The 11896-nt window shown below is 64.1% G+C and carries 9 protein-coding genes and 2 pseudogenes; 9 read left to right on the top strand and 2 right to left on the bottom strand.

The annotated features are described in order from the left end of the window. Window positions 1-4 precede the first annotated feature (4 nt). The 4 genes and pseudogenes from FXF75_RS01240 (at window position 5) to FXF75_RS01225 (ending at window position 6194) form a co-directional block, all read left to right on the top strand. Complete coding sequence (locus FXF75_RS01240; RefSeq protein ID WP_163519755.1) at window positions 5-2029, top strand: bifunctional UDP-sugar hydrolase/5'-nucleotidase; 2025 nt, start codon at window positions 5-7, stop codon at window positions 2027-2029. Window positions 2030-2180: 151 nt separating this feature from the next. After that, a pseudogene (locus tag FXF75_RS01235) lies at window positions 2181-4186 on the top strand (DUF460 domain-containing protein). A gap of 114 nt (window positions 4187-4300) precedes the next feature. Next, window positions 4301-5281 (top strand): tyrosine--tRNA ligase, encoded by a 981-nt coding sequence (locus tag FXF75_RS01230; RefSeq protein WP_163519754.1) that lies wholly within the window; start codon window positions 4301-4303, stop codon window positions 5279-5281. A 214-nt stretch (window positions 5282-5495) separates the two neighbouring features. Then, the gene (locus FXF75_RS01225) at window positions 5496-6194 is read left to right on the top strand and encodes a CPBP family intramembrane glutamic endopeptidase (RefSeq protein WP_163519753.1); all 699 of its coding nucleotides are present in this window, start codon (window positions 5496-5498) and stop codon (window positions 6192-6194) included. Between the two features lie 31 nt (window positions 6195-6225). Here the strand turns inward: FXF75_RS01225 and FXF75_RS01220 are convergent, their stop codons facing one another. Both FXF75_RS01220 and FXF75_RS01215 read right to left on the bottom strand, forming a co-directional pair. Continuing rightward, window positions 6226-6978: a hypothetical protein gene (locus FXF75_RS01220; RefSeq protein WP_163519752.1), complete on the bottom strand. Its 753-nt coding sequence runs from the start codon at window positions 6976-6978 to the stop codon at window positions 6226-6228. 131 nt (window positions 6979-7109) lie between these two features. After that, entirely contained in the window at window positions 7110-7322 is a 213-nt protein-coding gene (locus FXF75_RS01215) for a hypothetical protein (protein WP_163519751.1), read from the bottom strand. Window positions 7323-7421: 99 nt separating this feature from the next. Here FXF75_RS01215 and eif1A point away from each other — a divergent pair, with 99 nt between their 5' ends. The 5 genes and pseudogenes from eif1A to FXF75_RS01190 all read left to right on the top strand — a co-directional run bounded on the left by eif1A (window position 7422) and on the right by FXF75_RS01190 (window position 11569). Next, complete coding sequence (gene eif1A, locus FXF75_RS01210) at window positions 7422-7712, top strand: translation initiation factor eIF-1A (RefSeq protein WP_128477100.1); 291 nt, start codon at window positions 7422-7424, stop codon at window positions 7710-7712. A 220-nt stretch (window positions 7713-7932) separates the two neighbouring features. After that, window positions 7933-8598: a nitroreductase family protein gene (locus FXF75_RS01205; protein WP_163519750.1), complete on the top strand. Its 666-nt coding sequence runs from the start codon at window positions 7933-7935 to the stop codon at window positions 8596-8598. A gap of 60 nt (window positions 8599-8658) precedes the next feature. After that, on the top strand, window positions 8659-9522 hold the full coding sequence (gene rio1, locus FXF75_RS01200; RefSeq protein ID WP_163519749.1) for a serine/threonine-protein kinase Rio1: 864 nt from the start codon (window positions 8659-8661) through the stop codon (window positions 9520-9522). Between the two features lie 243 nt (window positions 9523-9765). Beyond that, a pseudogene (locus FXF75_RS01195) lies at window positions 9766-10937 on the top strand (tryptophan--tRNA ligase). A gap of 83 nt (window positions 10938-11020) precedes the next feature. Further along, complete coding sequence (locus FXF75_RS01190; protein ID WP_163519748.1) at window positions 11021-11569, top strand: pre-rRNA-processing protein PNO1; 549 nt, start codon at window positions 11021-11023, stop codon at window positions 11567-11569. Window positions 11570-11896: the final 327 nt, after the last annotated feature.

Below are 11896 nucleotides of genomic sequence, written 5' to 3'. Positions count from 1 at the left end.
CTGCATGCGTCAGTCCGCATCGCTGTTACTGGTTCTCTGTCTCGTCGTCGCAGGTGCCGTACCACCTGTCGCGGCGGGTGCTACCGAGTCGCACAGTGCAACCGAGAGTACCACGCCCGCCCCGAGCGCGGCGCAGGCTCCGACGAACAACACGACGAGCGAGGGCACGACGCTGACCCTCCTGTCGTACAACGACATCCAGACCGCGGCCGCCCAAGACGGGACGTTCCCGCGGATGGTCCACCTGATAAACCAGCGTCGCGCCGCCCACGAGAACCCGACCGTGGTGGTCGGCGGCGGCGACCAAGTCAGCCCCCACTCGCTCTCGCCGCTCAGTCAGTGGCGACTGCCCGTGAAGGCGCTGAACGTCCTCGACCCGGCCGCCGAGGTCATCGGGAATCACGACCTCGACTACGGCTTCGACGCCGTGGCGAACTTCAGCCAGCAGTCGGAGTTCCCGTGGCTGATGGCCAATATCGTGGACTCCGAGACCGGTGAGCCGATTCCCGGCACGAAACCCTACACCGTCGTCGAGCGCGAGGGCGTGAAGGTCGGTATCGTCGGCGTCGCCGACGAGAAGATACAGTCCAAAACCGCCGTGGACTTCGACCAGCAGGGTTACGAACTCCGGAACTACTCGGAGACCGCCAGCGAGTACGCCACGATGCTCAAGCAGGAGAAGAACGTGGACGTCGTGGTCGTCTCGGCCCACCTCGGCGTCCCCGTGGCGAAGACCCTCGCCAACACCACCGAGAACGTGGACGCCATCGTGGTCGGCGACGACGAAATCGAGTATCCGCCACAGGAGACCGGCGGTGCGGTCATCATGGAGGCGGAGGCCCGCGCCGAACACGTCGCGGAACTCAACCTCACGGTCGAGAACGGCGAGGTGACGGCGTGGAACGGTCGCCTCCTCGACGTGACCGAGAACGTGTCCAAGAACGAGACGGTCTCGAACATCATCACCGAGGCCCGGCAGGAGAGACTCAACGACGTAGCCGGGCGCACCGAAGTCGCACTCGACTCGCGGTTCGCCTCGAACTACCACGACGAGACCGCACTGGGCAACATGATTACCGACTCGTTCCGTTCCCAGACCGGCGCGGAGGTCGCCGTCACGAACGCGGGCGGTATTCGGTCGAACGAGGTCTACGGCCCCGGTAACGTCACGGTCGGCGACGTGTACAACATCCTGCCGTTCAGCAACACGCTGGTCACGGTGGAACTGACCGGCGCGGAACTGGAGCAACTGCTCGCCAGTCAGGTCGTCACGCTCGAGAGCGAGACCGGCCAGAACTACGGCGTGGAGTCCCAGTTGCAGGTCAGCGGCGTGACCTACGAGTGGGTCGGCCACGAGAACGAGAGCTACGTCCGCGACGTGTGGGTCAACGGCGAACCCCTCGACGAGGACGAGACCTACAACGTGACGGTCAACTCCTACATGGCCGGTTGGGACGGGTCGGTCCTCGAAGACGCGCCGCGCGTCAGCGAGAGCCACATGCTGTACGGGACGGCCCTGCTGAAGTACATCCAGCAGAACTCGCCCGTCGCGCCCGAGGACACCGACCGCATCCGGCGCGTGGACGCCGTGACCGAGGTGCAGTCGGTCTCGGTCCGGAAGGGCACCGCCACGGTCAGCCTCGACGCGCCGAACGGCACGACTGACGTCGTCACCGGTAGCTTCTACGCGGTCCGGGGCGACTCCGGCGAGCACCTCGAAGCCGATTCGGTCTCGCTCGAAGACGGCCGAGTGAAAGTCCGCTTCGAGAACTCCGAGTACCGAAAGCTCGCGGGTGAGGGCGGTCAACTCCAGATTTACGGCGAGTACGACACCTCGGCCTACGAGCGCGTCTACTTCGAGCACTCGGTCCTGAACGCCGACTTCGAGGCCAGCGACTCGGGCCAGAAGAAGGGCCACCAGAAGGACGGGAAGAAGAAAGGTGGGAAGAAGAAGGGTCACCAGAAGAACGGTCACGACAGCCTCGCACCCATCACGCAGGCTTCGGCGACGCCGATTACCGCCGCGTAATCGCACTCCGAACGACTCCCGACCGCTTCTTTTTCGGCGCACCGCGCGAACTCGGTAGCCTCTCGATACCGTGGTGTCGGAACGGGAGAAACGCACTCCGGAACCGAGGTTGCGCGTCGGATTTATATCCGCCGACACCCTACCCCGGAGCGTGAACGCCCGCACGAGTGCGCTCGACACGCTCGTCTTCGGCGTGGACGTCCAGAGCGGGGACGTCCGCGGCGACGCACCCTCCTACGCGCTCGTCGCGTTCGATGGCGAGAACATCGACCGCGACGTCGTCTCTCACCGCAAACTCCGACGGCTCATCGAGCGCGAGCAACCGGCGTTAGTGGCGACCGACAACATGTACGAGTTAGCGTCCGACAAGGACGCGCTCGTCCACTTCCTGCGCGACCTCCCGGACGGGACTCGTCTCGTGCAGGTCACCGGGGCCGAGCGACCGGAACCCCTCTCTCGGGTCGCCTCGCGCCACGGCGTCCCCTACGGCAAGAAGCCCATGAAGGAGGCCGAGGCGGCCGCGCGCCTCGCGGCCGGGAACGTCGGCTACGAGGTCTCCGCTTTCACGAACACCACCGAAATCAAGGTCTCGCGCGGTCGCTCGACCGGAAAGGGCGGGTGGAGCGAGGACCGGTACACCCGCCGGATTCACGGTGCGGTCCGGAAGCGAAGCCGCGAAATCGAGAGCGAACTCGACGGCGCGGGACTCGACTACGAGCGCGACGTGACCGAGAAGTACGGCGGGTACTCGAACGCGGTCTTCGAGGTCGAGGGTCGGCCCGAGGACATCCCCGTCTCGAACGAGCGCTCGGGCGACGTCCGCGTCGAAGTCGAGCGCCAGCGACGCGACGGCATCGAGTTCGAACCCCTCGCCAAGCGCCGGGACCACGTACTGGTCGGCATCGACCCCGGCACGACCACAGCGGTCGCGGTCACCGACCTCGACGGGAACGTCCTCGACGTACTCAGCACGCGGACCGCGGACACCGCCGAGGTCATCGAGTGGATAATCGAACGCGGGCGGCCGGTCGTGGTCGCCGCCGACGTGGAACCGATGCCCGAGACCGTCGAGAAGATTCGCCGGAGTTTCGACGCCGAGGGGTGGATTCCCAACTCGGACCTGCCGGTGGACGAGAAGCAACACCGGACCGCGACCACGACTACGACAACGACCACGAACGCGACGCGATGGCCGCGGCGCTCCACGCCTACGACGACCACGAGGACCAGTTCGAGCGCATCGCGGAGAAGGTGCCCCCGCGGATGGACCGCGGCGAGGTCACCGCGCGCGTGGTCGCGGGCGAGGACTCGGTCGAGACCGCGCTGGTCGCCCTCTCGGACGACGAGGAGACCGAGGAGGAGGAGACCGAACACACGCCCCGCGAGTTGACCGAGGACGAGAAGCGCATCAAGCAGTTGGAGTCGCAGGTCGAACGCCTCGAAGACCACGTCGAGGACCTGAACGACACCATCGAACAGAAGGAGGGCCGTATTGGGCAACTGAAGGGCGACCTCGAAGCGGCCAAGAGCGAGGAGCGAAAGGACGTGCGCGAGCGCCGGGAGGTCACGCGACTCGAACGCGAGAACGACCGACTGGAGCGCGAACTCGACCAGCGGGACGAGCGCATCGACGAACTGGAAGGCAAACTCGCACGTCTCAAGGAACTCTGGAAACTCGACCACTCGAACTTCAGCGACGTCTCCGAGAAGAAGGCCGGACTCACGCCGGTCAAACCCGTCGAGAAGTTCACCAAGGGAGCCATCGAGTCTGCTCACGAGAGTTTCGGTCTCGCCACCGACGACGTGGTGTACCTCCGGGACGCCTCCGGCGCGGGACGCTCGACCGCCGAGCGACTCGCGGAGGTGGACCCGAAGGTCGTGCTAATCGGCGACGGCGGTCTCTCGGACGCCGCCGACCGCGTCCTCTTCGAGAACGAGATTCCGGTCGGTCCCGCCGACGACGTGACGATACAGGAGGTGGACGAACTGGCGGTGACCCGCGAGCGAGAGGTCGAAGCCGTCGTCGAGGACTGGGAGGACCGCGCGGAGGAACGTCGGAAAGAGCAGAAGGCCGAGCAGTTGGACCGTCTCATCAGCGAACACCGGGCCGACCGGAGTTACGACTCGGGGTCCGAGGCTAGCGGCCAGAGTCCCTGACTATATTTCATCCTTTGTTTCTCATATAAATAGCGCGAGGGACGCCGACGTACACGTCCGAACCGTTGGCACGGTCCCGGAACGCTAAAGCACCGCGCGGGACACAGACCGCGTATGGACACCTACGAGTTGATTACGCGGAACGTCGAGGAGACAGTGACAGAGGAGGAGGTACGCGAACTCGCCGAGGACCCGGAAGGCAAGCGCGTCTACGTCGGGTACGAACCGTCCGGGGTACTCCACATCGGGCACATGCTCGCCGCGAACAAACTCATCGACCTGCAGGAGGCGGGCATGGAGGTCGTCGTCCTGCTGGCCGACGTCCACGCCTACCTCAACGACAAGGGGACCTTCGAGGAGATAGAGCAGACCGCCGAGAAGATGCGCAAGCAGTTCCTCGCCTACGGTCTCGACGAGGAGCAGACCGAGTTCGTCTACGGGTCGGAGTTCCAGTTGGACGACGACTACGCGCTCGACCTCCACAAACTGGAGTTGGACACCACCCTCAACCGCGCCCAGCGCGCGATGGCCGAGATTCAGGGCGGCGAGACTGCGAAGGTCAGCCACGTCGTCTACCCCCTGATGCAGGCGCTCGACATCGAATATCTCGACCTCGACTTGGCGGTGGGCGGGATGGACCAGCGCAAGGTCCACATGCTGATGCGCGAGGAGTTGCCCGAAGTCGGCTACGACTCCCGGCCGGTGCTCCACACACCCATCATCGCCGACCTCGGCACAGGCGAGGGCAAAATGTCGAGCAGTTCGGGCGTCACCATCTCGATGGAGGACAGCACCGAGGACATCGAGGAGAAGGTCAACTCGGCGTTCTGCCCGCCGACCCGCGACCCCGAAGACGACCTCGAAAATCCGGTCCTCGAAATCTTCCGGTACCACGTCTTCCCGCGGTTCGAGACCGTCGTGGTCGAACGCCCCGAGGAGTACGGCGGTAATCTGGAGTACGACGACTACGAGTCGCTGGCCGACGACTTGGAGAGCGGCGAACTCCACCCCGCCGACGCGAAGGGCGCGTTGGCGAACTACCTCGACGAGTTGATTGCGCCGGGCCGCGAGAAGTTGCGAGAGATTGAGGGGTAATCGACACGACCCGCTCGTTCCCAGCCGCTGTACGTGCGTATACCCGGTCGCTCGAAGATGCGATAAAACCGGTATACTGTCGTACACGCCCTGAAATAGCGTGAATCGTCATATTCTCTTATGGCGACAGTAGCTCATTGTCCGCCCGGAGATGACGACAAAACGACAGCGTGTTTCGATACGTTCGAAATCGGAGACGGTCCTCGCCGCACTGGTGTTCACAGGTATCGGTTCGCTCGCGGGGCTGTTGGCGGCTACTATCCCCGGAATGGCCGGGTTCGTGGCGGCGACGACTTCCGACGCGGTCTACATCGTGAGCAGTCGCGGCGTCCAGTTCGGGTTCGGCGTGTTCGCGCTCGGTTATCTGTCCTATACGGGTAGTTGGGACCGGTATGCACGCTTTCGACGACCGGGTCTACGAGACGTCGGTGCCGTTCTCGGCGCGTTTCTCGCGCTCCTCGCGGTCGGGTACGTCGTAAACGCGCTCGTCGGGCTATTCGGCTTGCCCCACGAGGTCACCACGGGAACCAGCGAACACAGTCTTACGCTTCACGCACAGCCGCGCTTGTGGCCCCTCGCGTTCTTGGCGTGGTTCGCGTTTGCAACGCCAGCCGAAGAGCTGTTCTATCGCGGACTTGTCCAGACGCGTCTACGTGACGCGTTCTCTGCCACAGCCGTCGTCGTCGTTCTGGCCGGTGCCTGTTTCGCCCTGTCCCACGCGTCGTTCGCAGCGCTCAGTGGCGCGAGTGGTGCTGCGCTCGCGGCGACCTTCATCGAGTTGCTCGGCGCGGGCATCGTGTTCGGCGCGCTCTACGAGGTGACTGACAACCTCACGACCGTCGCCATCTTTCACGGATTGACGTGGCTCGAACTCGCCCACACCGTCGAACGGATAGTTGCCACTGTCCTGTGACCCGCACGAGGTGCAAGCTGTGAGCGGAAAACTACAGTTCGTCCCATATTTTCCGCAGACGCTCTCCGGGACGGCGGAGCAAGTCGAGGGCGCTCGCCACTGCGCTTGCAGGGTCTCGGCGGAAGGTCAAGACAGCCGGGAGAACGTCGTGTTTGAGTGTCTGTGCGGCCTTGATGAGGAAGACCCCCGAGAGCGCCACGACGACCACGAGCGAACAGAGGTACACGAGGACGGTGGCACCGGCACTCGTACCGAGAAGGTCTCTCGACGTCGTCGAATCGACGAGCAACGTCACGAACAGCGGGACGGTCGCGCTCGCAGTTAGTTTCAGCAGGCCGTCCGCACGACTGTCCCAGCGGTTCTCCTCGAACTGCTCGCGGACGGAGACCTTCGTCTCGCGGCGTATCTCGGCCGCGGTCTGCAGGTCGAGGTCGTCAAGACTCCGTAGGTCCCCAGACTGTTCGGCCAACTCGTCGGCCCGACAGCGAGCGCGCGACAGGACGGTCTTCCGGTCCACTCCCTCCATTTCCCGAACTCGTTCGAGGACCAACGTCGCGTCCGCGAGGGCCTCGCGGAGTTCGTCCTCCGAGAGGTCCTCGACGGCGAGGCCGAGTTGCGCGTCCGGGTAGCCGGCGAGCACTCGGGTGTCGAGCAGTCCGGCCGCGAGTCGCTTCCTAATCTGTCGTTCGTCTCGGCGGCGCTTCTGTTCGTCCAAGTCCGCGAAATCGTTCCGAACCCGTCGGCGCTGGGTCTTGGTGAGAAGTGACGCCATCCTGTCATCCATAGCTGGAGTGTGTCCGCACGAAGCCTTAATAACCAAGTATCGTCGAGCGAATCGAAGCCGGGTACGTCGGAATACACCGACACCGCGCGTAGTTCCGAGCCTTGCGTGCTCGAAACGACGTTACGGACGAGTTACTCGAAGCCGCCACCGCCGCCGCCCATCATCCCGCCGAGACCGAAACTGGACATGAGACCGGAGATGAGACCCCACGCTATCAACACGAACCCGACGACGACGAGTCCGATTCCGGCCGCGACTATCGGCTGTTGCCACGCGACGACGCCGAGACCCCCTATCAGGAGCAACACCCCGACGATGCCTTTCGCTCCGAGTTTACCGAGCATACGTCGGGGTGTGTCCGGGTGTGACTTAAACACCCTTGCTCCGGGGCGGGACGGACGAACGACAGTATATTTAAACCTCCTCGCCACCAAGTGGAAACTATGAGTGACAACGACGGCGGACGGCGAAAGAACCTCCGTATGCCCGACGACGACGAGGTATTCGCCACAGTCACTAACATGCTCGGTGCGAATCGCGTGAAAGTACGATGCGCCGACGGGACGGAGCGCACGGCCCGCATCCCCGGCAAGATGCAGAAGCGCATCTGGATTCGGGAGGACGACGTCGTGCTGGTCGAACCGTGGGACTGGCAGGACGAGAAGGCCGACATCAAGTGGCGCTACGACAAGCAGGAAGCCGACCAACTCCGCGACGAAGGTCACATCCAGTAGAGCCTGTTACTCGGGGCGTTCGTTCGCCGTTGGTGTTTGGCGCTCGACCGCGCCGTTCGGTAGGTTCGCCGCTTCGACTCGATAGAAGTAGTTGTAGTTTCGAATGCCGGTAGTTACACCGATGTCGGGTGGTTACACCTGCGTCAGGACACCAGACCCCAATCGGCAAGAACGCGGGCTTGCGTCCGGACCTTAAGTGATACGCTCCTACATCTCTCCGATGAGCACTGGCGACACCAAGTTCGAAACCGACGCAGCGCACGACGAGGAAATTCCGGAAGCGATTCGGGCGATTCGGACCCGGCGGTCGGGACACAACTTCGACCCCGACGCCGAACTGGACGACGAGACGCTCGAAGAACTGATTCGAGACGCCGCTATCGCGCCCTCGTCGTACAACCTCCAGCCGTGGGAGTTCGTCGCCGTGCAGGACGACGACCGACTGGACGAGGTCGTCGAACTCGCGTACGGACAGGAGCACGTCGAGGAGGCCGGGACCGCGATTCTGGTCGTCGGCCACACCGAACCCGAGACGGCCGACCGCGTCTTCGACGAGTGGGTCGAGGCGGGTCGCTTCGACGAGGAGACCGGCCAGCAGGTCAAAGAGCAGACCGTCGCCGGCTACCAGAGCGAGCAGGCCGGACGCGACTACGGCATCCGCAACGCCAGTCTCGCGGCCCAGAACCTGCTGCTGTCCGCCCACGCACGCGGACTTACCGCCACGCCGATGACCGGTTTCGACTTCGAAGGGATGGCCGAGTTCCTCGACCTCCCCGAAGACAAGATACCCGTGATGCTAATCGCGGTCGGGCCGACCGGCGGCGAGGAACCCGAGCGACTCCCCCGACGCGACGTCGAGGAGATTCTTCACCGCGAAACCTACTGAGGTCTACTCTCTCGTACCGAAGCCCACCCTTTTATCGCTGGACGCGCTAGGTCGGCACAGATGACGGAGGAGCACAGCCTGCTCGAACCCGATAACGTCGAGGGCGTCGGGGACGAGTGGGAGGAGATAGACGTATCCGACACCGAGGCCGACAAAGTCCAGCGCCAGCGCGACCGGGAGTTCAACAAGTTCCGCGAGCGCCTGAAGAACACCGAGCAGTTCAAAGTCGAGCAGTCGGTGTTCGACGACGCGACGCTGGCGGCGCTCTACAAACTGGTCCAAGACGGCTACGTGCAGGCGTTCGGCGGGCCGCTCTCCTCGGGGAAGGAGGCGAACGTCTACTCCGCGCTCGGGAGCGAGGAGCGGGGCGAAGTCGCGGTCAAGGTCTATCGCATCAACGCCTCGGACTTCCGCGACATGCGTGAGTACCTCGTCGGCGACCCCCGATTCGAGGAGCTGGGCGGCAACAAGAAGCGGGTCGTGCTGGCGTGGACCCGCAAGGAGTTCGCCAACCTCAAGCGCGCCCGCAAGGCCGGTGTGCGCGTCCCCGAACCCATCGCGGTCCAGCGGAACGTCCTCGTCATGGAGTTTCTGGGGTCCGACGGCGAGCGCGCGCCCACCCTCGACGACGCCCGCCTCGAGAATCCCGAGACCACCTTCGAGGTGGTCCGGGAGTACATGCGGCGACTCTACGACGCCGGACTGGTCCACGGCGACCTGAGCGAGTACAACATCATCGTCCACGACGGCGAACTCGTCATCATCGACCTCGGACAGGCCGTGACGATTCACCACCCCAACAGCGGCGAGTTCCTGACGCGCGACTGCGCCAACGTCGCCTCGTTCTTCCAGCGACAGGGGATGGACGTTCGCGGCGACGAACTGGAGGCGTGGATTCGGGACAACGCCGACCCCAGCAAGTGACCAACCCCAGCAAGTGACCTCGACCGCACGCCTCGAGAACTGAACCGGCGAAACGTTCAAATGTCGAACCCGACTACTCGGACACGATGAGGTCCGCTCTCCCGACTTGGCGCTGGCAGACGCACGGAGAGCGGACAGTGTCGTAACTCGCGGCGCTCGGCTTCACCGGGCGTCGGCGGTGACGGCGCTCACTCGCTTTCTTCGCGCATCGACTTCCGAGCGACAGCGAAACGTCACGACACCATGCCAGCAAACGATAGTTCAGACGACTTCACCGTCACGCCCTACGCGGTCGAAGGAGAGATAGACTACCGCGAACTCCTCGACCGGTTCGGCGCGGACGAACTGACCGACGACCAGATAGCTCGCTTCCCCGGGTCCCACCCGATGGTCCGGCGGCGGGCGTACTACGCGGGCCGGACGTGGACCGGTTCCTCGCGGCGGCCGAGGAGGGACAGACCGTCTCGCTCGTGACCGGCATCGGCCCGTCCGGACCGATGCACCTCGGACACGTCCCGCAGTTCTACTTCGCGAAGCACCTACAGGAACAGACCGGCGCGCACGTCTACGTCCCGCTCTCGGACGACGAGAAGCACTTCACCAAGGACCTCTCGCTCGATGAGATAGCGGAGTACGCCAGAGAGAACCTCCGGGACCTGCTCGCGGTGGGGTTCGACCCCGAGCGAACGCGCATCGTCGTGGACACCGCCGACGCCGACGTAATCTACCCCGTCGCGGTCCAGTTCGCCAAGCACGTCACCCAGTCCACGATGGAGGCGACGTACGGGCGACCGGACAACGTGGGGATGTCGTTCTACCCCGCGGTCCAGATAGCTCACTTGCTGCTGCCCCAACTGGTCCACGGGCGACACGCCAGTGTGGTTCCCATCGCGGTGGACCAAGACCCGCACGTCCGACTCGCGCGCGACGTCGCCGCGAAAGAGACCTTCGACGTGGACAAGCCCGGAGCGCTCCTGAGCAAGTTCCTGCCGACGCTGGACGGGCCGGGGAAGATGAGCAGTTCGGATAGCGCGCCCGCCATCTACCTCACCGACGACCGCGAGACGGTCGAGGAGAAGATTCAGACGCACGCCTACTCCGGCGGCGAGTCGAGCCTCGACGCCCACCGCGAACACGGGGGTGACCCGGAGGTGGACGTCGCCTACCAACTGCTCGCGTTCTTCTTCGAGGAAGACGACGCGACCCTCGAACGCCTCGCCGAGGAGTACCGCGCCGGCGACCTGCTCAGCGGGGAACTCAAGGCCCACGCCGCCGAGAAGATAGCCGACTTCCTCGACGCACATCAGGAGCGCCGCGAGCGCATCGACGACCTCGAAGCCGAGTTCGAGCGGTACCGTCTCACCGACGACGAACGCGAGCGCGCGCTCCCGGACGGGGTCGGTCTCTTCGACTGACCGCTACCGGTTGCCGATGCAGATTCCGATACTACTCGCACGCGGACGAAGCCTTAAAACACCCGGAGCGACTACCATACGCCATGCAACACGTGAAGATTCCGCAGGACCGAATCGGTGTTCTCATCGGCGAAGGAGGTGAGACGATGCGCGAAATCGAGAGTCGCGCGGAGGTGCGACTCGACATCGACTCCGAGAACGGGAAGGTAGACGTCGAGAAGACCGGCGACCCCATCCTCGGTCTGAAAGGACCGGAGATAGTGAAGGCCATCGGGCGCGGATTCGCCCCCGACGAAGCCCTCACCCTACTGGAGGACGACATGATGATGTTAGACATCATCGACATCGACGCCGCCGCTCGGAACCAGAACGACCTCGAACGGCAGAAGGGCCGACTCATCGGCGAGAACGGCCGGACTCGCGAACTCATGGAGGAGTTGACCGGAGCGAGCGTCGTCATCTACGGCACCACGATGGGTGTCATCGGCAGTCCCCAACAGGTCGACGTGGTCCGGAGCGCGGCCGAGATGATTCTCGACGGCGCGCCCCACGGGTCGGTGTACTCGTTCCTCGAGCGCAAGCGCAACGAGATGAAGCGCGAGGGGATGGAGTTCCACCAGTTCCCGGGGTAGAATCGACGCACGCTTTTCTCGACGTAGTTACCGTGACACCTCGTCTCCGGAGTACCCCGTTTTAGAAAGGTCCGTCTACTTCCGTTCTGTCGGTCCTGTTACCGAGCAGTTCCGGCGGATGATATTACCGGAGTCGCAGTTAGGACGTTGCCGAACGCCATCGTAATTTGGCGTCGTGCCCGCAGCGTGGCCGGTCCCCACGCCATCTTATAAAACTACCTGTGATAAGGATTCACATATCAAGTTCAGGGTTCTGTGCTGGCGTTCTAACAGCACCTAGGGAAAGCTTTATGTAGAATGGCAATCAATCATTGCAACGAACATGGC

The organism is Halorussus sp. MSC15.2 (assembly GCF_010747475.1).
In the GTDB taxonomy this organism is placed as follows: Archaea; Halobacteriota; Halobacteria; order Halobacteriales; family Haladaptataceae; genus Halorussus.
The sequence above is the reverse complement of the archived record's forward strand: the minus strand, read 5'-3'. Positions and strand labels throughout refer to the sequence as shown.